This window comes from Microbacterium sp. MPKO10 (assembly GCF_026107415.2).
GTDB lineage: Bacteria > Actinomycetota > Actinomycetes > Actinomycetales > Microbacteriaceae > Paramicrobacterium.
Genome location: NZ_JAPCHX010000001.1, coordinates 14,441 through 38,009 on the forward strand (window position 1 = coordinate 14,441; position 23,569 = coordinate 38,009).

21 protein-coding genes are annotated in these 23,569 nt (G+C 64.0%); 11 read left to right on the forward strand and 10 right to left on the reverse strand.

What is annotated here, in order from left to right:
• The first annotated feature begins 1 nt into the window (after position 1).
• The 3 genes from OK352_RS00055 (at position 2) to OK352_RS00065 (ending at position 2,375) form a co-directional block, all read left to right on the forward strand.
• Entirely contained in the window at positions 2-1,276 is a 1,275-nt protein-coding gene (locus tag OK352_RS00055; RefSeq protein WP_265139354.1) for a PQQ-dependent sugar dehydrogenase, read from the forward strand.
• Between the two features lie 87 nt (positions 1,277-1,363).
• Positions 1,364-1,831, forward strand: coding sequence for a tetratricopeptide repeat protein (locus OK352_RS00060; protein ID WP_265139355.1), 468 nt, complete (start codon positions 1,364-1,366; stop codon positions 1,829-1,831).
• Between the two features lie 52 nt (positions 1,832-1,883).
• Complete coding sequence (locus tag OK352_RS00065) at positions 1,884-2,375, forward strand: SprT-like domain-containing protein (protein WP_265139356.1); 492 nt, start codon at positions 1,884-1,886, stop codon at positions 2,373-2,375.
• A gap of 135 nt (positions 2,376-2,510) precedes the next feature.
• Here OK352_RS00065 and OK352_RS00070 read toward each other — a convergent pair whose 3' ends face one another.
• The 4 genes from OK352_RS00070 to OK352_RS00085 form a co-directional block, all read right to left on the reverse strand.
• Positions 2,511-3,731 carry an ROK family transcriptional regulator gene (locus OK352_RS00070; RefSeq protein WP_265139357.1) on the reverse strand — a complete coding sequence of 407 codons (1,221 nt, stop codon included), beginning with the start codon at positions 3,729-3,731 and terminating at the stop codon, positions 2,511-2,513.
• A gap of 48 nt (positions 3,732-3,779) precedes the next feature.
• Positions 3,780-5,000: a multiple monosaccharide ABC transporter permease gene (mmsB, locus tag OK352_RS00075; protein ID WP_265139358.1), complete on the reverse strand. Its 1,221-nt coding sequence runs from the start codon at positions 4,998-5,000 to the stop codon at positions 3,780-3,782.
• A 4-nt stretch (positions 5,001-5,004) separates the two neighbouring features.
• Positions 5,005-6,537: a multiple monosaccharide ABC transporter ATP-binding protein gene (mmsA, locus tag OK352_RS00080; protein ID WP_265139359.1), complete on the reverse strand. Its 1,533-nt coding sequence runs from the start codon at positions 6,535-6,537 to the stop codon at positions 5,005-5,007.
• Between the two features lie 68 nt (positions 6,538-6,605).
• The gene (locus tag OK352_RS00085; protein WP_265139360.1) at positions 6,606-7,715 is read right to left on the reverse strand and encodes a substrate-binding domain-containing protein; all 1,110 of its coding nucleotides are present in this window, start codon (positions 7,713-7,715) and stop codon (positions 6,606-6,608) included.
• Between the two features lie 391 nt (positions 7,716-8,106).
• Between OK352_RS00085 and xylA the strand changes: the two genes are divergently transcribed.
• The 6 genes from xylA to OK352_RS00115 all read left to right on the forward strand — a co-directional run bounded on the left by xylA (position 8,107) and on the right by OK352_RS00115 (position 15,188).
• Positions 8,107-9,300, forward strand: a complete 1,194-nt coding sequence (gene xylA / locus OK352_RS00090) for a xylose isomerase (protein WP_265139361.1) — start codon at positions 8,107-8,109, stop codon at positions 9,298-9,300.
• An 85-nt stretch (positions 9,301-9,385) separates the two neighbouring features.
• Complete coding sequence (gene xylB / locus OK352_RS00095) at positions 9,386-10,780, forward strand: xylulokinase (protein WP_265139362.1); 1,395 nt, start codon at positions 9,386-9,388, stop codon at positions 10,778-10,780.
• Between the two features lie 107 nt (positions 10,781-10,887).
• A complete protein-coding gene (locus tag OK352_RS00100; RefSeq protein ID WP_265139363.1) occupies positions 10,888-11,877 on the forward strand; it encodes a LacI family DNA-binding transcriptional regulator in 990 nt (329 codons plus the stop codon).
• Between the two features lie 141 nt (positions 11,878-12,018).
• Positions 12,019-13,296: an ABC transporter substrate-binding protein gene (locus OK352_RS00105; RefSeq protein ID WP_265139364.1), complete on the forward strand. Its 1,278-nt coding sequence runs from the start codon at positions 12,019-12,021 to the stop codon at positions 13,294-13,296.
• Between the two features lie 72 nt (positions 13,297-13,368).
• Positions 13,369-14,259 carry a carbohydrate ABC transporter permease gene (locus OK352_RS00110; protein WP_265139365.1) on the forward strand — a complete coding sequence of 297 codons (891 nt, stop codon included), beginning with the start codon at positions 13,369-13,371 and terminating at the stop codon, positions 14,257-14,259.
• The gene (locus OK352_RS00115) at positions 14,256-15,188 is read left to right on the forward strand and encodes a carbohydrate ABC transporter permease (RefSeq protein WP_265139366.1); all 933 of its coding nucleotides are present in this window, start codon (positions 14,256-14,258) and stop codon (positions 15,186-15,188) included. The genes OK352_RS00110 and OK352_RS00115 overlap by 4 nt, the downstream gene beginning before the upstream one ends.
• On the opposite strand, the gene OK352_RS00120 is transcribed toward OK352_RS00115, so the two are convergent.
• Entirely contained in the window at positions 15,178-16,620 is a 1,443-nt protein-coding gene (locus OK352_RS00120; protein ID WP_265139367.1) for an MDR family MFS transporter, read from the reverse strand. The two genes, OK352_RS00115 and OK352_RS00120, sit on opposite strands and share 11 nt — an antisense overlap.
• A gap of 69 nt (positions 16,621-16,689) precedes the next feature.
• Here OK352_RS00120 and OK352_RS00125 point away from each other — a divergent pair, with 69 nt between their 5' ends.
• A complete protein-coding gene (locus OK352_RS00125; RefSeq protein ID WP_265139368.1) occupies positions 16,690-17,304 on the forward strand; it encodes a TetR/AcrR family transcriptional regulator in 615 nt (204 codons plus the stop codon).
• Positions 17,305-17,366: 62 nt separating this feature from the next.
• Here OK352_RS00125 and OK352_RS00130 read toward each other — a convergent pair whose 3' ends face one another.
• The 5 genes from OK352_RS00130 to OK352_RS00150 all read right to left on the reverse strand — a co-directional run bounded on the left by OK352_RS00130 (position 17,367) and on the right by OK352_RS00150 (position 22,485).
• Positions 17,367-18,158 (reverse strand): carbohydrate ABC transporter permease, encoded by a 792-nt coding sequence (locus OK352_RS00130; RefSeq protein ID WP_265140226.1) that lies wholly within the window; start codon positions 18,156-18,158, stop codon positions 17,367-17,369.
• Between the two features lie 113 nt (positions 18,159-18,271).
• Complete coding sequence (locus OK352_RS00135; protein WP_372338066.1) at positions 18,272-19,288, reverse strand: carbohydrate ABC transporter permease; 1,017 nt, start codon at positions 19,286-19,288, stop codon at positions 18,272-18,274.
• Entirely contained in the window at positions 19,285-20,700 is a 1,416-nt protein-coding gene (gene ngcE / locus OK352_RS00140) for an N-acetylglucosamine/diacetylchitobiose ABC transporter substrate-binding protein (RefSeq protein ID WP_265139369.1), read from the reverse strand. Before ngcE ends, OK352_RS00135 begins: the two co-directional genes overlap by 4 nt.
• Before the next feature lie 82 nt (positions 20,701-20,782).
• Positions 20,783-21,538, reverse strand: a complete 756-nt coding sequence (locus tag OK352_RS00145) for an SIS domain-containing protein (RefSeq protein ID WP_265139370.1) — start codon at positions 21,536-21,538, stop codon at positions 20,783-20,785.
• Complete coding sequence (locus OK352_RS00150; protein ID WP_265139371.1) at positions 21,535-22,485, reverse strand: MurR/RpiR family transcriptional regulator; 951 nt, start codon at positions 22,483-22,485, stop codon at positions 21,535-21,537. The genes OK352_RS00145 and OK352_RS00150 overlap by 4 nt, the downstream gene beginning before the upstream one ends.
• A 101-nt stretch (positions 22,486-22,586) precedes the next feature.
• On the opposite strand from OK352_RS00150, the gene OK352_RS00155 reads away from it, so the two are divergent.
• Complete coding sequence (locus OK352_RS00155; protein ID WP_265139372.1) at positions 22,587-23,561, forward strand: N-acetylglucosamine kinase; 975 nt, start codon at positions 22,587-22,589, stop codon at positions 23,559-23,561.
• The last annotated feature ends 8 nt before the right edge of the window (positions 23,562-23,569 follow it).

Here is a 23,569-nt window from a genome sequence, read left to right on the forward strand (position 1 = left end):
CATGCCTCTTCACGCATATGCCAGACGGATGCTGTCGCTCGGCGTCGCGACAGCGGCATCCGCTCTGGTCCTCACCGGGTGCGTGACCGAGAACACCGCGGTGCCGACCCCCACGGAAGCCGGCGTGATTCCGAACGGGGAATACGAGGTGCTCACCACGGGTCTCGATGCTCCGTGGTCGATCGTGCCGCTCGAGCACGGAGCGCTAGTGTCACTGCGCGACGAGGCGGAAATCGTGTACGTCGATGGCGACGACACCACGGTGATCGGCACCGTTCCTGCCGCCGCACCTGCCGGCGAGGGCGGTCTGCTCGGGCTCGCACTGCTCGACGAGACAGCCAGCACAATGGGCACGGACGCGGGCAGCACCGAGAGCGCAGACGACGGCTACACGGCACCCTCAGAGAGCACGGCTGGCATTGCCGGCCTCGGCGACACCGCAGAGCAGAGGGGCAGCACAGAGAGTGCGGCGATCAGAGACACTGCGGACGACGTGCGCGATGCGGGCGGCACGTGGCTCTACGCGTACGTGACTACGGAGACCGACAACCGCATCATTCGCTTCCCCGTGACGGGGCTCCCGGACGCCCCGCGCCTCGGGGACGGCGAAGCCGTGCTCACGGACATCCCGAAGGCGGCGGTCCACAACGGTGGGCGGCTCGCCTTCGGCCCAGACAGGATGCTGTATGCCACGACCGGTGACGCCACGGGAGGCGACATCGCCCAGGTCGTCAATTCACTCGCGGGGAAGATCCTGCGCATGACGCCCGAGGGCACGGTGCCAGACGACAACCCGTTCGACGACTCTCTCGTCTACTCGATGGGGCACCGGAACCCCCAGGGCCTCGCGTGGACGGACGACGGCACGCTGTGGGCAAGTGAGTTCGGCCAGAACACGTGGGATGAGCTGAACCGCATCGAACCGGGCGGGAACTATGGCTGGCCCGTCGTCGAGGGCCACGCCGGCGATGACCGCTTCATCGACCCCGTCCTCCAGTGGTCGACAGACGAGGCCAGCCCGAGCGGCCTTGCTGCGGTCGGCGACACCCTCTTCATGGCGGGACTCGGCGGTGAACGGCTCTGGGTGGTCGACACACGCGGCGACCCGACAGCATCCGCGTTCTTCACCGACGAGTTCGGGCGCATCAGGGACGTCGTGGCGACGGCATCCGGTTCTCTCTGGCTGCTCACGAACAACACAGACGGACGCGGAAATCCTCGCGCTGATGACGACAGGCTGATCGACATCCACCTGATCAGGGCGCGCGAGGGTTAGCCTCGATCACGAGGTCGGCGTCACGAGACGAAGGAGAGCGCTCTGGGAATCATACTGGGCTACGACACCACCACACTGCGCGAAGAGGTGGATCTTAAAGCCGTCGGCGAGCGCCTTGACAAGCTCGGGGAGATGCGCAGCCTTGAGGCACTGTGCGAAAAGGCGTGGCTACTCAAGGTGGCCGGCCAGCTTGACGAGGCCCTCGACACCGCAAATGCCGCCGTCAGACTTGCGCGGTTCACGGGCAACCGCCGCGACCTCATGAGACCCCGGATGCTGCGTGCACAGGTTCTGCAATTCCGCACCGAGTTCGAGCCGGCACTGCACGAACTGAACTCGCTGATCGAAGAAGCACACACGCACGAATGGCAGTTGTACGAGGCCTTCGCCCTGCAGCACCGAGGCAAGGTCTACTTTGATCAGGGGGAGTACGCGCTCGCCCTCGAGGACTTCAGGGCAGCCGTGCAGATTCGCCGGGCCGCGGGCGCGTCTGAGGCGCAAATCGAGTCGTCGCTTGTCGCCATCACCGCCACAGAATCACGTCTTCCCGCATAACCCACCGGTCGACTGCTCACCAAACGTCGGTGGGGTGTCTTACCGTTAAGGCATGGCAGATCTCGCCCGTGTCAGGGTGTGGGCGCACGCGCTCATCTCCCTCCACCTCGATGCGTCGTGGACATTCGCGTTCGACAACGCGAAGAAGCGAGCGGGGCTGTGCAATTACACGACGCGACGCATCTCGGTGTCGCGATACCTCGCGTCGCGCTATGACGATGACGAGATCCATCAGGTACTCCTGCATGAGGTGGCACACGCGCTTGCGGGGCCGAAGGCCGGCCACGGCCCTGGCTGGGTGAGCATCGCCCGCGACATCGGCTACGAGGGGCAACGGCTGCACCGCGGTGAGATCGCCGACGAGCTGGCACCGTGGGTCGGCGCCTGCCCGCGCGGACACCGGCTGTATCGCTACCGCGCCCCCACGCGCCGCGTGTCATGCGGCGAGTGCTCACGGCGGTTCGACCCCGCGTTCGAGATCGTCTGGACCAAACGCGTGATCACCCCGGAGACCCGGCGCAAAGCGGCGCTCAACGCGACGTGACACAGGGCGATCGACGATACCCCGCTCACCGGATGAGGGCATGCGCCGTGATGGCCGACAGCGTAGATCTGAGTGGTGCCAGATCTGAGTGGCACGAGGCCGGAGTGACGCCGCCCGGTGGGCGAGGGCGACCACTCAGGCGCGGCGGAAGGCGAGCGGATCAGCGAGAAGTGGCGCAAACGCGAGCTCTGCAGCGCCGATCATCACTCGCCGCGATCTCAGGCGCGCACGCGCCAGAACGACCGAGCGGGAGTGCCCCGACATCGAGCGCAGTTTGAGCTCACCGCCGAGGCGCTCATCTGACACCGTCAGCAGGGCGCCCAGGTAGCCGCCGAGAACAACGACCTCCGGGTCAAAGATGTTGACGAGGTTGGTGAGCGCGATCGACAAGAAGCCCAGCTGTCGACGAACCTCCTCGAGCACGGCGTGGTCGCGTGTGACCCCGAGCTCGATGTCGAGCTCGTGCTCATCGGCGCGCGTCAGGCCGAGGATGCCCAGGATTCCCTGCAGGTTGACCTCGGTCTCAAGGCATCCGATGCGACCGCAGTGGCATCGGCGACCGTTGCTGTTGACCATGATGTGGCCGAGCTCGCCGGCAAAACCGGAGGTTCCGCGCAGCGGCTGGCCATCGATGATGACTCCACCGCCGATGCCCGAGGCGCCGCCGTCAACGAAGACGAGATCTTTGGCGTCCTTCGCCGCGCCGAAGAGATTCTCGGCGATCGCACCGACCGAGGCGTCGTTCGCGATGAAGATCGGCAGCTGGAACGCCTGCGCCATCGGGGTGGCCAGATCGACGTCTCTCCACCGCAGCTGCGGTGCATTCACGATGCGCCCCGTCGCGGCGCTCACCAGTCCGGGAACGGCGACGCCCACACCGACGAGGTCGTAAGACTGCTCGATCTCACCGCGCATTCCCTCGACGATCGAGTGAGCGGCACGGACGGCTTCCGCCGGGCTCGGCACGCGCGCACTGTCGAATCGGACGCTGCGGATGATCTCTCCACCGAGTCCGATCAGCCCGATCGCGACGCTGCCACGCTCGGGGTTCACGGTGAGCGCGGCGAGGCGCGGCTCCGGGTGCACTCGCAGGCTGGGCCGCCCGATTTGACCGACCACGGTCTCGGGCTCCCCCTCATATGCGAGGCCCGCCTCGACAAGTTCGGCGACAAGCACGGCGATCGTCGACCTGTTCAACCCCGTGCGCCGTGTCAGCTCGGCGCGACTGCACCCGCCGTTGCGGTGCAGCATCTGCATCAGCATCGACAGATTGAAGCGTCGAAGCTGGTCGTTGCTGGTTCGTGAACCAGACGAGGGAGCGGTGCGTTCCCGCACGCCTTCGTCGCGACGGGTCATCGCCCCGCTCCCCTCTGATCCACTGTGTGCTTTCAAGTCCCTTCGAGACTAGCTGCGGCTGCCGCGTTTTTTATTGAAGATGTCGAACGCGACGGCCAGAAGAAGCACAAGACCCTTGATGGCCATCTGCCAGGCGGCATCCACCGACAGAATAGACAGTCCCATATTGAGCACACCCATCACGAGCGCACCGATAACCGCACCAACCACGGTTCCGACCCCGCCGGTCACGGCAGCCCCTCCAATGAACACGGCGGCAATGGCGTCCAGCTCATAGTTGGTGCCCGCCGACGCCACGGCTCCACCGGCCCGAGCCGTCGACACGACACCGGCGAGACCCGCAAGCAGGCCCATGTTCGTGAGGATGAAAAAGTCGATCCACCGTGTCTTCACACCGCTCATCATCGCGGCGAATCGGTTGCCTCCGATCGCGTATACGTGGCGGCCGAAGACCGTGTTCCGGAGGAGGAACGTGTAGGCGAGGATGATCACCGCGAGGATGATGAGGATGTACGGTGTTCCCGCGTAGTCGCTGAGCAGCCAGGCGAGAGCAAGAATCGCCACAGAGGCGATGCCGAGCTTGATCCAGAACGAGACGAGCGGTTCACGGGCCAAGTCGAGACGACGCTGGGCGGCGCGAGCGCGAGACTGCTGAAGGATGAGCAGGACGACGGCGACGGCCCCGAAGACGAGGGTGAGGGCGTCACGACCACCCAGCTCGCCCAGCCAGCCGGGGAACCAGCCCGCTCCGATGGCGACGAAACCTTCGGGAAGGCCACTGATCGTTCCGCCTGTGAGGAGCACGAGGGTGAGTCCGCGGAAGAGGAGCATCCCTGCCAGGGTGACGATGAACGCCGGGATGCCGACGAAGGCGACCCAGAATCCCTGCCAGGCCCCGACGAGCGCTCCGACGCCGATCGCGACGATGGCGGCGAGCCACCAGGGAAGTCCCCATTGTTGTATGGCGATCGCTGCTATGGCACCGACCATGGCGACAACGGAGCCAACTGACAGATCAATATGACCGCCGATGATGACGATGACCATGCCGACGGCGAGAATCAACACATAGGCGTTCTGCTGGATCAGGTTGTTGATGTTTCCCGGAAGCAGGAGGCGCCCATCGGTCATGATCTCGAACAGCAGGATGATGACCGCGAGCGCGGCCAGGATCCCGTACTGCCTCAGATTCACCGAGATGGACGGCCGCTTTCGCGGCTTCTTCCCTGGTGCCGGTGTGGTGGGTGCTGTCAATGTTGACGTGCTCACGACGTCAGTCCTTTCCCGCTGTCATGTACTCCATGAGCACTTCCTGCGTTGCCTCGGCCCGGGCGACCTCGCCCGTCAGCCGGCCTTCGGATATTGCGTAGATGCGGTCAGAGAGCCCGAGCAGTTCGGGCAGCTCAGACGAGATGACGACCACGGCTTTGCCCTGCGCCGCCAGCTCGTTGATGATTCCGTAAATCTCGTACTTGGCGCCGACGTCGATGCCGCGCGTGGGCTCGTCGAGAAAGAGCACGTCAGGCCCCGTGAAAATCCACTTCGAGAGCACGACCTTCTGCTGGTTTCCGCCGGAGAGCTTCCCCGTGATCGCCGAGACCGACGGAGCCTTGATGTTCATCTTCTCGCGATACGAGTCCGCGACCTTGTGCTCGCGATTGCGATCGACGATGCCACCGCGCGAGAGCTTGGGAAGCGCCGCTGACGACACATTCTCTGCGATGTCCTTGATCAGGTTGAGTCCGTAACGTTTGCGGTCCTCCGTGGCATACGCGATGCCGTGGCGGATCGCCTCGCCCACGGTGCGCACCTGGATCTCCGAGCCGTTCTTGTAGACCCGACCCGAGATTCGTGTGCCGTACGAGCGCCCGAAGACGCTCATCGCCAGCTCGGTTCTGCCCGCGCCCATGAGGCCAGCGAACCCAACGATCTCCCCGGCACGCACCGAAAAGGACGCTCCGTCGACGACCTTCCGCGACGTGTCGACCGGGTGATAGACGGTCCAGTTTTCAACACGGAGAACTTCGTCTCCAATGTCGGGATCCCGCGGGGGAAAGAGGTTGTTGAGGTCACGTCCGACCATCGAGCGAATGATGCGGTTCTCGGTGGCCTCCGGTTCAGACATCGAGAACGACTCGATCGTTTTGCCGTCGCGGATGATTGTGACGCTGTCGGCAATGCGCTTAATCTCTTTGAGCTTGTGCGAGATGATGATGCTCGTGATTCCCTGCTCACGCAGCTGTTCGATCAGCCCGAGCAGGTGTGCGGAATCCTCGTCGTTGAGCGCGGCGGTCGGCTCGTCGAGAATCAGCAGCTTCACGTTCTTCGAGAGCGCCTTCGCGATCTCCACAAGCTGCTGCTTGCCGACGCCGAGTTCGAGAACGGGCGTCGAGGGGTTCTCACGCAGACCAACGCGTTCGAGCAGCTTTGCCGCTTCGGCGTTCGTGGAGTTCCAGTCGATCACTCCGCGGGTCTGCTGCTCGTTCCCGAGAAAAATGTTCTCGGCGATCGACAGGTAGGGACTCAGCGCGAGTTCCTGATGGATGATGACGATGCCGTCGCGCTCGCTGTCGTTAATCGACCGGTATCCGACGGAGTGGCCGTCGAACTGGATGCTGCCGGTGTACGTTCCGACCGGGTTGACGCCGCTCAAGACCTTCATGAGCGTCGATTTTCCCGCGCCGTTCTCACCGCAGATTCCGTGGATTTCACCGCGGCGGACGTCGAGTGAGACTCCGTCGAGTGCCTTCACCGGTCCGAAGCTGATCGCAATATCTGACATTGTCAGGATGCTAGGTGGCTGCATAGGGATTTCCTTCATTGTCGTCGGTGACAAACCGTGTGCGGCCGGCGCTGTGCGCCGGCCGCACGGTCTCACAGGCCGAGCTCAGAGGCGTCGATGAAGCCGCTGTCGATGATCTCCTCCTGCACGTTGTCCTTCGTCACGACGACGGGGTCGAGCTGAGCCGTCGGAACGTCGAGCTTCCCGTTATCGTAAGTGACGGTCGTGGACACGTCGTCGCCCGCGACGATCTCCTGGATCATCTCGAACACGGTCTGGCCGAGCTTGCGGGTGTCTTTCAGCACCGTCATCGCCTGCTCACCGTCGAGGATCGCCTTGACGTTCGCCGTGTCAGCATCCTGACCCGTGATCAGCGGGTAGTCCTCACCCGGCGTGTAACCCGCGGACTTCAGCGATGCCTCAATGCCGATGGCGAGGCTGTCGTTCGGCGAGAGCACGACGTCGACCTTCTCGTCACCCGAATAGAACGAGGTGAGACGGTTGTCCATCTCGGCCTGTGCCTTGTCTGAGGCCCAGCCCTGGATGCCGATGGACGCCCACTCGTCGTTCGAAGCGGGAGCCTTACCGCTCGGCACGACCAGCTGACCATTTTCGACGTACGGCAACAGGACGTCCCAGGCGCCCGAGAAGAAGAACTTCGCGTTGTTGTCGTCGGGGCTGCCCGCGAACGGCTCGAGGTTGAAGGGACCCTCGCCGTCGTCGAGTCCGAGCTGGTCGACGATGAATTCGCCCTGCATCTTGCCGACCTTCGCGTTGTCGAATGTCGCGTAATAATCGACGTCTTCCGTGCCGTTGATGAGGCGGTCGTACGAGATGACGACGGCATCCTGTGTCTTCTTCGCCTCGCTGAGCACGGGGGCGAGAACTTCACCGTCGATGGGAGCGACGACAAGAATCTTCGCCCCGCCGGCGATCTGGTTCTGAATCTGGCTGATCTGCTGGCTGGTCTTGTTGTCTGCGTACTGCAGGTCGACGGTGCACCCGTCGTCTTTGAGCAGTGCTTCAAGCTGCTCGCCGTCATTGATCCAGCGCTCAAGCGATCGCGTCGGCATCGAGATGCCGACGTTGCACTCAACAGCGCCGTCTGAGGTTGATCCCTCTGCGTCGGACGAACAGGCGGCAAGCCCCGCCGCCATGAGCCCGACGGCTCCGAGGGCCAAAGCCTTCTTGGTGATGGACATGTGCTGATTTCCTCTCTGAAATGCGATCACGTCATTGCCACGCGGTGAGGCGCTCACGAGATGTCTGCCGAACGTTCATGCTCGGACTGGCATTCCGCGTAGCTTTGTTGACGGAGAAAACATAGCTGACATTTTTGTCTTTGTCTACGCCGGGAACAAAAAACGCCGCGAAAAAATAGCCCGAAGAGTCGGCGAAGTCCGCTCTGCCCAGCACACGTCTCACAAGAGGGCACATTCGTTGCGTGACACACCAAACGGATGCTGTGACACACAGTAAACGTCGACGGCGCAGGGTTTTTGTCACACACGGCTGGTGCAAACAGCATCCGTGATCTAATATGTTGTGCAGATCGACAAATCATCGACGATGCTGACACAGACGGAGTTTCACATGAGCCCCACACCCACACGCGACGATAAGTTCTCATTCGGACTCTGGACGATCGGGTACAACGGAACCGACCCGTTCGGCGGGCCGACCCGCGCTCCCCTCGACGTTGTTCACGGGGTTGAGAAGCTGAGCGAGATCGGCGCCTACGGCCTGACCTTCCACGACGACGATCTCTTCGCCTTCGGCTCGACAGACGCCGAGCGCCAGACGCAGATCGACCGCCTCAAGCAGGCACTTGCCGACACCGGAATCGTGGTTCCGATGGTCACGACAAACCTCTTCTCGGCCCCGGTTTTCAAAGACGGCGGCTTCACGTCGAACGACCGCGCCGTTCGCCGCTTCGCCCTGCGCAAGGTGCTGCGCAACATCGACCTCGCCGCCGAACTGGGCGCAAAGACCTTCGTCATGTGGGGCGGCCGCGAAGGCGCCGAGTACGACACGGCGAAGGATGTTCAGGCGGCCCTCGAGCGCTACCGCGAGGCCGTCAACCTGCTCGGCCAGTACGTGACTGACAAGGGCTACGACATCCGCTTCGCGATCGAGCCGAAGCCGAACGAGCCCCGCGGCGACATCCTGCTGCCCACGCTCGGCCACGCCCTTGCGTTCATCGAGACGCTCGAGTGCCCCGAGCTCGTCGGCATCAACCCCGAGGTCGGACACGAGCAGATGGCCGGCCTCAACATGACGGCTGGAATCGCCCAGGCGCTGTACCAGGGCAAGCTCTTCCACATCGACCTCAACGGCCAGCGCGGCATCAAGTACGACCAGGACCTCGTGTTTGGGCACGGCGACCTGCAGAACGCCTTCTCGCTCGTCGACCTGCTCGAGAACGGTGGCCCGAACGGCGGACCGTCGTACGACGGCCCGCGTCACTTCGATTACAAGCCGAGCCGCACCGAAGACGAGAACGGCGTGTGGGATTCGGCACGTGCCAACATGCGCTCGTACCTTCTGCTGAAGGAGCGCGCTGCTGCGTTCCGCGCCGATCCCGAGGTGCAGGAGGCCCTGGCCGCCGCGAAGGTCGACGAGCTCTCGACGCCGACCCTCGGCGACGGTGAGACCTACGACGCTCTTCTCTCCGACCGCGCCTCCTTCGAGGACTTCGACGCCGACGCCTACTTCAACGGCAAGGGCTTCGGATTCGTGCGCCTGCAGCAGCTGACGATCGAGCACCTGATGGGCGCTCGCGGCTGACAGCATCCGACCTGCCGCGCATGGCCACCACGGCGAGCACCAGGGTGGCCATGCGCGGTTTGTACGCTGAGGGAAAGGCACAGCCATGACGCTTGTCGCGGGTATCGACTCATCGACGCAGAGCTGCAAGATCGTAATTCGGGATGCCGCAACGGGCGCCGTCGTGCGCCGCGGCCGGGCACAGCATCCCGAGGGAACGGAAGTGCCGCCCGCCGCGTGGTGGGACGCTTTGAGGAGCGCTATCGCAGATGCCGGCGGCATCACAGACGTCGCAGCAATCTCCATCGCCGGGCAGCAGCACGGCATGATCGCGCTCGATGCCGAGGGGGTGGTGATTCGCGACGCGCTCCTGTGGAACGATACGCGCAGTGCTCCCGCGGCCCGCGACCTGATCGACGAGGTTGGCGCCGACGCATACGCCCGTCGCGTGGGTGTTGTACCCGTCGCGTCGTTCACCGGCTCCAAACTGCGGTGGCTGCGTGATGCCGAGCCCGAGAACGCGGCGCGCGTCGCTGCTGTCGCACTCCCCCATGACTGGCTGACCTGGCGGCTGCGCGGTTACGGCCCCGTCGGAGAATCACCTCTCGGCCCGCAGCTCGACCAGCTGACGACCGACCGCTCCGATGCCTCCGGAACCGCCTATTGGTCAGCCGAACACGAGTCGTACGACCTTGAGCTGGCCGAGCGTGCTCTCGGGCACCGCGTCGTCCTCCCGCGCGTCCTCGGCCCTGGCGAACGCGCGGGGACAACACCGGACGGAGCCATCGTTGGTGTAGGCGCGGGTGACAACGCCGGCGCGGCACTGGGCCTCGGCGCAGCATCCGGTGATGTCGTCGTTTCGATCGGCACGTCGGGAACCGTCTTCGCCGTCGCCGACAGACCGACGCGCGACGACTCGGGCACCGTCGCCGGTTTCGCCTCCGCGGACGGGGCCTACCTTCCGCTCATCGCAACGCTCAACGCCGCCCGCATTCTCGATGCCGTGGCTGGCGTTCTGGGCGTCGACCACGCCGCACTCGGCGCCCTCGCTCTGCAGTCCGCCCCGGGAGCAGGCGGACTCGTTCTGCACCCCTACTTCGAGGGCGAGCGAACCCCGAATCTACCCGACGCCACCGCGACCCTCTCGGGCATGACACTGAGCTCGACAACCCGCCCGGGCCTCGCCCGTGCCGCCGTGGAAGGTATGCTCTGCGGCCTCGCCGATGGCCTCGATGCGGTGCGCGCGCAGGGCGTCAGAGCCGACCGCATCCTGATGGTGGGCGGAGCCGCCCAGAACACCGCCGTGCAGCAGATCGCCGCGCAGGTGTTCGATATTCCCGTCGTCATCCCCGAGCCCGGCGAATACGTGGCTGACGGCGCGGCCGTCCAGGCGGCCTGGGCTCTGACGGGCGAGCGCCCGGCATGGACCGTGGCGATCGCGGCCGAGCCGACCGCCGACCATCGTGCGATCATCCGGGAGCAGTACTCCGCGCGCTCCTGATTGACGCAGCCGGTACCGGTCTTGGTAACGTTTCCTCAAGCATTGTGACGAGGAGAGCGATGGCGCCCGACCAGCACCGCGGCCGATCAGGCCCCACACATCCGACGATGAAGCACGTCGCCGCACGCGCTGGCGTCGGGCTCTCGACGGTCTCACGTGTCGTCAACGGTGACCCACATGTCAGCGCGGCAAAAATCGAGGCAGTTCACCGAGCGATCGACGAACTCGGCTATCGCCGCAACGAATCGGCACGCCAGTTCCGCACCGGCGCAACCGAAACCGTCGGGCTCGTGATCGAGGATGTGACAGACCCGTTCTTCTCGCAGCTGACGCAGTCGGTCGAAGACGTCGCGCGCGATCGCGGGTCGATGCTGCTCGTCGCCTCATACCGGCGCGAGAACGACCGCGCGCGGCAGATCGTCCATGCCCTGAGCGCGCGCCGCCTCGAGGGCATCGTCGTCACCCCGTCCGAGCGCGGCGACGTCAGTTACTACGCCTCGGCACTGCAGTCCGGGCTGCAGATGGTCTTCGTCGACCGACCGGCTCCCGACCACATCGCGGATGCTGTCATCAGCGACAATCGCGCCAGCTGCCGAGACGGCATCGCGCACCTCATCGCGCAAGGGCACCGCCGCATTGCTTGTCTCAGCGACCGCGCGCACCTCTACACCACTGTCGAGCGCCTCGCCGGTTACAAGGACGCGCTCGCGGCGGCCGGCATTCCGTACGACCCCGCCCTCGTGCACTCGTCTGTTCCCGACGATGGGCAGCATCGCGTCGCGGTCTCGCGAATGCTCGATTCAGAGAACCCACCAACCGCGATCTTCACCTGCAACAACCGTGCGACGATCACTGTTCTGAAGGCGCTCAGCCTCCGGCGCGAGAAACCCGCGCTCCTCGGCTTCGACGATCTCGAACTCGCCGGATCGCTGACTCCGGGTCTGTCCGTCATCGCTCAAGACCCGTTTGCCATGGGCCGAATCGCGACAGAACAGCTCTTTCAGCGCATCGACGGCTACCGCGGCCCGGCGCGCACGACACTCCTGCCCGCAACGCTGCACTCGCGCGGCTCGGCGGAACGCGGCCCCGAAGGCTGACGGCAGACCAGGCGGACACGAGTGCCGGACATCACGATTCGATAATTACCACGGCGTCGGACTTGCGTTTGGCAACGTTTTCATACTTGAATATGAGAACCGAAGAACTCGGCATTGCACAGTTCCAATGGAGGAAGCACCATGCGCAAGAGAATGTCCATTCTGGCCGGCGCCCTCGCTGTCGGCCTCGCACTCACCGGGTGCTCGTCAGGGGGGTCGAACGGATCCGACCCCGACAACCCCGACCAGGTCGAGGTATTCACCTGGTGGGCCTCGGGATCTGAGAAGGCGGGCCTTGACGCCCTCGTCAAGGAATTCAACTCGCAGTACCCCGACATCGAATTCATCAACGCGGCAGTTGCCGGCGGCGCCGGCTCGAACGCGAAGGCAGCGCTGGCCTCACGCCTGGAGTCCGACAACCCGCCAGACACGTTCCAGGCACACGCGGGCGCCGAGCTGTCCGACTACATCGCCGCTGAGCAGATCCAAGACCTCAGCGGACTTTACGAAGACCTTGGCCTGAACGAGGTCTTCCCCGCCGATCTCATCGATCGACTCACCGTCGACGGCAAGATCTACTCTGTTCCGAGCAACATCCACCGTGCCAACGTCACCTGGGTCAACACCGAGGTGCTCGAGAGCGCGGGCATCGACCCGACGAAGGCTCCGGAGTCGATTGACGCCTGGATCGCTGATCTGCAGAAGGTCAAGGACTCCGGCGTCGATGCACCGCTCGCGATCGGTACCGAGTGGACGCAGATGCAATTGCTCGAGAACGTTCTGATCGCCGACCTCGGCGCCGACGGCTACGCCGGGCTCTGGGACGGATCAACGGCGTGGGACAGCGATGGCGTGAAGACCGCTGTAGACCACTACGACCAGCTCATGGACTTCGTGAACCAGGACTACGCCGGCCTCGACTGGGATGCCGCTTCGCAGATCGTGATCGACGGCAACGCCGCCTACAACGTGATGGGCGACTGGGCGGAGGCTGCGTTCACGCAGGCGGGCCAGACATGGGGAACCGAGTACACGACCTGGCCGACGCCCGGCACGGACGGCGTCTTCGACTTCCTCGCCGACTCCTTCACGCTCCCCGTCGGAGCTCCCCACGAGCAGGCCGCGAAGGACTGGCTGACCACGATCAGCTCAGCCGAGGGACAGAAGGCCTTCAACACGGTCAAGGGCTCCATCCCGGCCCGCACGGATGCTGACCCCGCCGACTACGGCGAGTACCAGCAGAGCGCTATGGAGTCGTTCGCCAACGACACGATCGTCAGCTCGCTCGCGCACGGCGCGGCAGCCCCGATCGCCTGGTCGAGCGACATCTCGTCCGCCGTTGGTAAGTTCGGCAGCGACCGCGACCAGGATGCCCTGATCTCCGCGCTCGTCTCAGCGGCAGAATCAGCGCTGTCCTAAGAAACCACCTGACGGGGCCCGGCCGGCCATTCCACGCTGGCCGGGCCCCGGGATGCGAGGAGAACCGCAACCGTGCGCAAAGGCATACGCAATTGGGGCCCGCCGGTGCTGCTACTGGCACCGAGCCTCGTCCTTGTCGCGATTTTCGTCTACGGACTGATCTTCGCGAACATCCAGACCTCGATGACCGACAGGCACTCCCTCGCCTCCGAGGGAGCGTTCGTCGGCTTCCAGAACTACGTCGCACTGCTCACCGAGGGGCGGTTCCTCCATTCGCTTCTGAACCTCGTCGTGTTCACCGTCGTGTTCATCGCGGGGACGATGATCTTCGGCTTCATCTGGGCCTGGCTCCTCGACAAGGGAGTCAACGCCGAGGGAGTGTTCCGCTCCGTCTACCTGTTCCCGATGGCTGTCTCGTTCGTCGCCTCCGGTGTCGTCTGGCGGTGGCTGCTCAACAGCGCTGAAGGCGACAGGGCTTCGGGGCTGAACCGGATGCTGCAGACATTCGGTCTCGACTTTCTGCAGAACTCGTGGTGGAACGAGCCGATCTGGGGAATGGCCGCCATCGCGATGCCCGCGATCTGGCAGCTCTCCGGCTACATCATGGCCCTGTTCCTCGCCGGCTTCCGCGGCATCCCCGATGAGCTCCGCGAAGCGGCCCGCATGGATGGCGCGAGCGAGTGGAAGCTGTACCGCCACGTGATCTTCCCTCAGCTCAGCCCGATTGCGCTGTCGGCGCTCATCATCGTCAGCCACATGTCGCTGAAGGTGTTCGACCTGATCATGGCCGTCACGAAGGCGATTTACCAGACCGAGGTCCCCGCGACCTACATGTGGGTGGCCCTGACCTCCAACGACTACGCGAAGGCGTCAGCGATTGCCACGGTGCTTTTGATCATCGCCTCGCTGTTCATCATTCCCTACCTGATTCATACGATGCGCGAAGAAAAGAGGTCGTCATGAGCGAGGCAACCCAGACTGACCTCTCCAGCGGAGTCGCCGCGTCGTCGTCCGCCGGTGGCGCGCCGACGGGGAAAGGATCCCAGTTCGTTCTCGGCCGCACAGCCAAGTACGCCCTGCTGCTGTTCTTCGTCATCATCGTGCTCATGCCGGTGTACGTGCTTCTCGTCACCAGCTTCAAGCCGCCGGCCGACGTCAACCCCGAGTCGTCCTGGGGCCTTCCCCTGCGGTGGCCGTGGGAGTCCGTGAACGGTGGGCCGACCGGTTTCGACAACTGGATCACCGCGTGGGACGCCCTCGCACCCGCACTGGGTCGCACGTTCCTTCTGGCGATCCCCGCGGCGCTCATCGCGGCGATGCTGGGCTCGATGAACGGCTTCGTGCTGTCGCGGTGGCGCTTCCCGCATGCGAGCCTTGTGTTCACGCTGATCCTCTTCGGCATGTTCATTCCGTACCAGGCCGTGCTGACGCCGCTCGTGCAGATGAAGACCGATCTCGGTCTGCCGAGCAATATCTCGACGCTGCTGATCGTGCACGTCATCTACGGTCTGCCGATCTGTACCCTCATCTTCCGGAACTACTACGAGGGCATCCCGATCGAGCTCATGGAAGCCTCGCGCATGGACGGCGCCGGGATGCTGCGCAGCTACGCATCGATCGTGCTGCCACTGTCGCTTCCCGGCTTCGTGGTGACGATCATCTGGCAGTTCACGAGTGCGTGGAACGACTACCTGTTCGCTCTGTTCCTCACCGATGTGCAGGGAGGCCCCGTGTCTCTCGCGCTGAACAACCTCGCTCAGGGGGCACAGCTCGCCAACTACGGCGCGGCCATGGCCGGTGCGCTGATCGCGTCGTTCCCGACGCTTCTGGTGTACATCATTCTCGGCAAGTACTTCATCGGCGGCCTCATGAGCGGATCCGTCAAGAGCTGACGACACTCCGCTCCGTCTGCGCATCGTTCTCGGTCGTTCGCCCCAGGTTCTTGCCGGGAAGGACGACCGAGAGCACGACGGCGACCGCGGCGAATCCACACGCCCACCAGAACGCCACGTCGAAGGCACGGGCGGGTGAGGATGCTGTCTGAGCGACACTCTGCAGGATCACCGTGAGCAGGGCGACGCCGACGGCTCCGCCAATCTGCTGCGCGATGCGCGTCAGGATGCTGGCGTGTGGAATCTCGTCATGGACGAGGCCGACGTATGCCACGGTCATCAGCGGCATCGTGACGGCACTGAGCCCGAACCCGCGTACGAACAGCGCGGCGAGGAGGACCCAGAGGCTCGTGTCGGCATCGGCGAAGGCAAACGGCAGCGTCGAAGCGCCGACGACGGCGAAGCCGACGATCGAGACGGTTCGGGCTCCGAAGCGCTCCGTCAGCTGGGCCGCGGCGAAGCGGCTGAGCAGCGCCCCGACACCCTGCGGGATCAGCAGGATCCCCGCACCGAGTGCATCAGCTCCCCTGATGTCCTGCCAGAACAGCGGAAGCAGAACGAGAGCACCGTAGAGAGCGGCACCCGAGAGGAAGAGGAGCGCCGTCGCCGACCACGTCTGGCGGTGTTTCAGCACACGCACATCGACAAGTGACTTTGCCCCGCGACCGGCAGCCCAGAAGGCGAAGCCGATCAGCAGGGCAAGCCCCGCGCCGATCGGGACGATGGCGTCGACGCGCAGGAGTCCGCCGTCCTTGGGCACATTCGCGAGCCCCCAGAGCAGCCCGACCAGTGCCGGGGCGAGAAGGAGCAGGCCGACGAAATCGAGTCGTGCCCGCTCGGCGCCGTGATGATCGGCCGGGAGCACGCGCCAGGCCAGGACCAGGCCGATGACGCCCACCGGTAGGTTGACGAGGAAGAGCCAGCGCCAGTCTCCCGTCGACATCAGAAGTCCACCGATGACGGGCCCCAGAATGGGTCCCAGGGCGGCGGGCAGCGACACCGTGGCCATGAGCTTGCCCAGGTTCTCTCCTTTGGCTGCCTGCATGACGATGGTCACCATGAGCGGAAGCATCACTCCCCCGCCCAGGCCCTGCACAACGCGGAAGACGATGAGGCTTGTCACTCCCCAGGCGCACGCCGAGAGCAGTGATCCCAGGAGAAACACGGCGAGTCCCGCCAGCCAGAGCCGTTTCGCACCGAGGCGCTTCTGCAACCAGCCGACGAGGGGAATGGCCACGCCGAGTGCGAGGAGGTATCCGGTGCTCACCCACTGAATGGTGGCGATCGAGGCATCGAGGTCGCTCGCCAGGTCGCGCAGCGCCACACTGACGATCGTGGAATCGAGGATGACGGCGATGCCGCCGACGAGAGTGACGATCGCGATGATCAGCACACCGCGATCAAGCGGTGTGCGTGTTTTCTCAGCGGACACGAGAGGCTCCTTAAGATGCGCATGTGTATCTAACAGGATCAGCGTACGCCGATGCGATAAGATACACAAATGATTCCTATGGATGATGAGCCGGCGACCCGGCGCCGCGGGGCGGAGCTCGAGAATGCCATCCTCGACGCGTCGTGGGATGTTCTGGTGAAGCGCGGATACAACGACTTCACGTTCGAAGCCGTCGCCGCCGCAGCATCCACGAGCCGACCTGTGCTCTACCGACGCTGGCGTGACCGCACCGAGCTGCTTATCGCCACCCTCGGGCGGGTCCGCGAGCTCTCGCCTACGACGATCCCTGACACCGGGAATCTGCGCGACGACAGCGTCGGCCTGCTCGTCAACGCGAACACGTCGCGAGCCGAGATCGTTGCCGTCCTCAGCGCTCAGCTCGCCGGGTTCTTCACCGACACGGGACTGAGTATCGCCGATCTGCGAGCGCGCACCGGAATCGGCACACAGTCATCTGTCGAACGCATCGTTGAGCGTGCTGCGGCCCGACGTGACCTGGACGTCGCCTCGATACCGAAGCGAGTCCTCGATGTGCCGGCCGACCTTTTTCGGCACGAGCTGCTTTTCACGGGCGCCCGCGTGCCGAGAGATGTCATTGAGACCATCGTGGACGACGTGTGGCTGCCGTTGCTGCGGCAATATGGCGTTCCGGGTGATGCCTGACAACGGACGATGCCACCGCCGGTGAGCGAGCGGTGGCATCGTCCGAACTGACGGTGGTGTGACTACTTCATCGTTCCCTGCGAGACCGAGCCCTGCAGCTGACGCTGGAAGATCACGTACACGATCAGCACGGGGGTGATCGTGATGATGACTGCGGCGAAGAGCGCACCGAAGTTCACGGCATAGCCAGCGGAGGAGGCAAACGAGGCCATCCCCTGCGACAGCACGTACTTGCTCTTATCGGTGTTCAGCGCGATCGGCAGGAGGAACTGGTTCCACAATCCGAGGAAGTTGAAGATCGCGACGGACGCCATTCCCGGCTTCGCCATGGGCAGCATGACCTGGAAGAACGTGCGCCACTCACCGGCACCATCGACGTACGCTGCCTCCTGAATCTCGTCCGGCAGCCCCTTGAAGAAGGCGAACAGGAAGAACACGGTGAACGGCAGTGCGAACGCCACGTACGTCAGCGTCAGACCGGGAAGCGTGTTGAGCAGCCCGATGTTCTTCAGAATGAAGAACAGGGGAACGATCGCGAGGAAGATCGGGAAGGTCAGCCCCGCGAGCATCAGGTAGTAGATCGCCTTGCTGCCGGGGAAGGTGAAGCGCGCGAGAACATACGCGCACATCGCACCCAGCACCATCACGATGACCAGCGCAAAACCGACGACGAGGATCGTGTTGAAGAACATCCCGCCGATGTCGTACTCGGTCCACGCAGAAACGTAGTTCTCGAAGTTCCACTCCGCCGGGAGCGCGAACGGCGACGCGAAGATCTCTTTCGTCGTCTTGAACGACGTCATCAGGGTCCAGAGCATCGGCAGCACGACAATGATCGACCAGATGATGAGCATCGCGTGCGATGCCGTGCCGACCGCGCGGTCCCCGCGGCTCAGCTTCGTCTTGCGCAGGGAGCGAGCCAGATCGTTTGGCTGCACCGTCTGCTTTCGGGTTTCGGTGATGTGACTCATCGACGGCCTCCGTCTTCCTTGCCACCGGCCAGGCGGTTCACGGTGAACACGACAGCGGCGAAGATCAGAGTGATGGCAGCGAGAATGACACCCATCGCGCTCGCGTAGCCGAACTTGCCATGCGAGAACGCGGCCTCGAACAGGTATTGGCTCATCACTAGTGTTGAGTTGGCTGGCCCGCCATTGGGGTTCAGGGCAGCCATATAGACAAACGCGTCAAGCGCCATGATGCCGACGTAAATGTACGCGGTCTGGATGTTGTCGCGAATCAGCGGGATCGTAATCGAGACTGCTGTGCGGAATCGTCCCGCGCCATCCAGCCTGACCGCCTCAAAGGTTTCGGCGGGAATTCCCTTGATGGAGGCGATGAACAGCACCATGTAGAAGCCGACGAAGCCCCAGATGATCACGAATACCGAGACACCCATCGCTGTTCGCTCGTCGCCGAGCCAGGGGAACGACTCGAACATGTCGAGCCCGAACATCCGCAGGAAGCCGTTCACGAGCCCTTCGGGCCCGAAGATTTGCGCCCACATGAGGCCGATGATGATTCCGGGAATCACGTAGGGGAAGAACGACACGACGCGGTAGAAGCTCGATGCCTTGAGACCGCGAGTCTGTCCGTGGCTCGGACCGCCGACGGTGATCATCGTGGCGAAGAGCAGGGCGAGCGACAGCGTGATCAGCGGAACCACGATGGCCAGGAAGATGTTGTTCCCCATGGCCTTCATGAACTGGTCATCCTGAAAGAGGTTGACGTAGTTCTGCACTCCGATGAAATTCATCGTTTGAGAGAAGCCCGACCAGTCAGTGAGTGAATAATACGCGGCCTGGACGAACGGCGAGATGACGAAGATCACAAAGATCGCCAACGGCAATCCGAGAAACACCGCCATAAAGCTGACGTAATCGAACGTGAGCTTACGCCGGCGCCGCCGGGGGGCCTTCTGGCCCCCCGGCTTGCCCAGGGTCGCGGCTATCGCGTTCCCCGGGTCGGCACCGGCCGCTGTCACTTGACTTCCACCTTGTCGATCGAATCGTCGTTGCGCACCTTGTCGGTGATCTTCTGAAGACCATCCGTCAGGTCTGCAACGCTCATCTTGCCGGCGAGGAACTGGTTCCACAGCGTGAGCTGGTCGCCATTCATGCCATACAGGTCGACGAACTTCCAGTTGTAGATGTTCTCACCAGCCGCGTCGAGCATGTCGGTCTGCGACACGAGTGCCGTCGAACCGAATCCGTCATCGGGAACGAGCCCCTTGACGATCGTGGGAGCCAGCTTCGTCTTGGCGAAGTTGGTTGCGGCGTCCTTCGAGAGCATCACACGCAGCAGTTCCTTACCGCCGGCGACGTTCTTGGCCTGGGATGGCACGATGAAGGGCTCACCGGCCGTGGCACGCACGGCTTCGGCGGGCATCTTGGCGTTCTCATCGAGGGCGGGCGTCGGGAAGCCCGTCATCTCAAAGCCGTCTTTCGTCTGATCCTTCATCTCGTTCTCGATCCACGAGCCCGAGGGGTAGAGGATCGCCGCCTGGTCCTGACTCCACTGCGCTTGAGCCGCCGTGAACTGCGTTCCCGCACCACCCGGCTTCACATACCCGGCGTCAATGATCTCTTTGAAGGCATTGAAGACGTCTTGAATGGCTTGCTTCGACCAGCAGCCTTCCTCAAGGTTCTCCAGGGCGAGACGAACTTCGTCGCCACCCTGCTTGATGGCGGCACCGATGGACATCGTCTGGTAGTAGGTGGCGGCTTCCTTGCCCCAGCAGAACAGGTACTTGCCATCTTCCTTCGCCTTGGCGCCGAGGTCCTTGAGGTCGGCCCACGTCGTGGGAACCTCCCAGCCCTTCTCTTTGAAGAGGCTCGCGGAGTACCAGACGCCGTAGATCGTCATGACGTAGTTCACCGCGGCGAACTTGTCGCCGTACGTGCCCGGGTCGAGCGCCCCCGCATACAGCGTGTCGCGGATCGTGTCGCCCTCGAGGTTCTTGGCGTCGATGACGTCGGTGAGGTCTTCGATCTGGTCCATGATGGTGCTGAACCCGATCTGGTCGGCTCCGGAGTTGTCGATGAGGTCTGGCGGGTTTCCCCCGACGAATCGTGGCTGAAGCTCCTGGGTGATCTTGGTCGATGCCGAGACCTTTGTGGTGACGCCGTCATGGTTCTTGTCGAGAACCTTCGCGGCGTACTCAACGTAGTCGACGCCGTAGCCGCCGTCGAAGATGACGGCATCAATCTTGGTGTCGGTGGCGAGGCCGAAGGGGTTGTCTGCGGTGACGTCCCCCTTGGGTCCGGCATCGCCGCCTCCTCCGCCGCCGCCCGTGGCGCACGACGCGAGTGTTGTGGAGAACGGGATCAGCACCGCTGCTGCCACCGCTCCCCGCAGGACGTTCCTGCGATTGACAGAGACGTTTTCGATATTCATCGTGGTGTCTACCTTCCAGTTTCAGGGGGTGTTTCGGGTGTGAGACGGCCGAGATCGTGTGCTGTGACTCGGCCGCGCGCCCTCAGGCGCCTCGGCGGATCCGATCGCGATACAGATCCTCCAGTGCATGATTGTGCTCGTCACCTCCAGGGATGTTCGCCGAGATATACATCGGGGGCACGCCCCCCGATTCTGAGAGACGCTGGGCTACGCCAATCGTCAGCAGCTGCGCGATGAACGCCGCCGTGATCGATGAGATGGCGCCAGCCGAGACGCCGTCCGCGATCTCGAGCGTCGCGTCGCCGTATGGCGCCAGGTTGTCGATCACTACATCCGCGATTTCACTGAGACGCTTGCCACTCGGATGCTTCGGCTCGACGGCCGCGGTGTGCTGAAGGCTCGTGACGGCGATGACCGGGTGCCCCAGTTCTTTCGCCTTGAGCGCGACGCCGACAATTGAGCCGTTGACACCCGAGTTCGACGCGATGATGAAAACGTCGTCCGGCCCGGTTAGCGACACGTCGAACAGTTCGTCGACCACACCAGCCTGCCGCTCCAGCCCGGAGCCGATGAGCTCGTCTGCGCTGCGCCCGCCCCAGAGAGCGATGTCACGCAGGGCGATCTTGTTGGTCGGGATGAGCCCGCCGGCACGTCCGGCGATCTCCATGGCGAACGCTTCGGAGTGCCCCGTCCCGAACGCCTGCACAACACCGCCCGCGTCGATGGCGCCGACCATCAGCGCGATGGCCTCGTCAAGCGCCCCCGCCTCAGCATCCGTCGCAAGCGTTGACAGCCGCGATGTCGCTTGGGCGAGAAAATCGGTGGGTGAGACAGTCATTCGGTGGGCTCCTTGATGCGCAGTGTTGGTCGGTCGTGTGTGCGGGTCGGACGCTGAGGGCGACGATGCCCTGAGACGGCCATAGCGGATGCCGCAAGCCGCGTCGCGGTGTCAGCGAAGCTCTCTTGCGCGACGAGGAGATAGATCAGGTCGAGCACCATCAGCTGCGAGTGCTTGGCAGAGAGGTCATCCGGCTGCAGGTACGGGTCCGGTGCTGCCGTTCCGAGCGTGACATCGGCGACGTCGGCGAGCGGCGAGGTCGACTCGTGCGTGATGGCGACGGTGAAAGCACCGGCGGATGCTGCCTGCGAGAGCATCTGGATCGTCTCGTCTGTGCGCCCGGAGTTCGAGATTCCGATGGCCACCGAGTTCTTCGACTGCAGCGCAGCGCTCGTGAGCCCGCCGTGAACTTCCTGCCAATAGTGCGCGCTCACGCCGATGCGGTAGAGGCGCGCCTGCAACTCTTCAGCCATGACGCCGCTGCCGCCGATGCCGTAGATGTCGAGGTGCCGGCACGTCGCGATCGCCCGCGCAACGCTCTGCACCTCGTCGAGATCGACGAGACCCGCCGTCGTCTCGAGCGCGCGCACGTGCTCGTTGAGAAGAGTCCTGACAACCTCGCGCGGCGTGTCTTCCGGATGAAACTCGCGACCGATGTCTGCCCGCCAGGATTCGTGCGCGTCGCCGCGCCCGATGTCTGAGGCGACGCCCACACGGAACTGCGTGTAGCCGGAGTAGCCGATCACCCGGCAGAATCGCGTCACCGTCGCGGCCGAGGTTCCGGCCTTTTCAGCCAGTTCGGTGATCGAGAGGTCAATGGGCGCTGACGGTGTCTCGAGAAGAACCTCGGCGATCTTCGCCATGGCCGCAGGCATGTCGGGCAGGCTCGCCTGCACACGGCTGGAAACAGTCGTACCGTTTCCGCTGCCGTTGACCTGTGACACCATTGCCTTCATGAAAACTCGCTCGCCGTTGGGAGATTTGTATGAAAACTATTCTTATTCTGGGCGAACGTCAACTCAGCTCCAGTCACGAATAGGTAACGAACATGCTTCAGATCGGTCTTGATGCGGGCGGAACGTCCACTCGCGCGACAGTCGTCACAGCAGATGGCAGATGTGTCGGATACGCGAAAGGATCCGGCGGAAACCCGATCTCATCGGGGAAAGAGCGAGCACTCGCGTCGATCACAACGACGATTGATCGGGCACTCGAGCAGGCAGAAAGCAGCGTCCACGACGTCGACGTCATCGTCGCGGCAATGGCGGGGAGCAACGCAGACGATCGGCAGGGATGGTTGCTCGAAGCACTCGCCGCTCGAGGCTTCTCTGGCCGTCTGGGAATCGATTCCGATCTTCTCGCAACATATTTTTCAGGGGCATTTTCATCATTTGGATACGCCATCGTGTCCGGAACCGGCGCCGCCGTCATCCGGGTCGAGAACGGCCAGCTTGCCGCGACGAGCGACGGTCTCGGCTGGCTGCTTGGCGATGCCGGAAGTGGCTTCTGGATCGGCCACCAGGTCACGCTTGCCGCCCTCGCCCACGTTGACGGGCGGGGGCCGGCGACGGCGCTGACACCCCGCCTGATGGATGAGCTCGGTGTCGCGCCAGGCGGCACACGCTCGAATGGCCGACCCGCCGAGCTTCCGCGGATGATCGGCGCCCTGTATGCGATGCGGCCCGTTGAGCTCGCACAGTTTGCGCCGCTGGCCTTCGCCGAATCAGAGGATGCTGTGGCCCGCAGCATCCTCGACCAGGCGGGTACACTGCTGGCACACTCGGTCGACGCCGTGCACACGCAGCCAGGACCCCTCGTCATTGGCGGAAGCGTGCTCGCGCAGCCCGGGCGGCTGACCACGACCTTCCACGACGAGCTGGCCGCGCGCGGCATCACACCCGAGATCTCCCCCGTCGCCGATGGAGCGGTGGGCTCGGCCCTCCTCGCCCTGAGGGAGGCGGGAACCAACATCACAGGCGACCTGTATCACTCAGTGACGGACAGCCTCGCCCGCCTGCGCTGATACCGGGC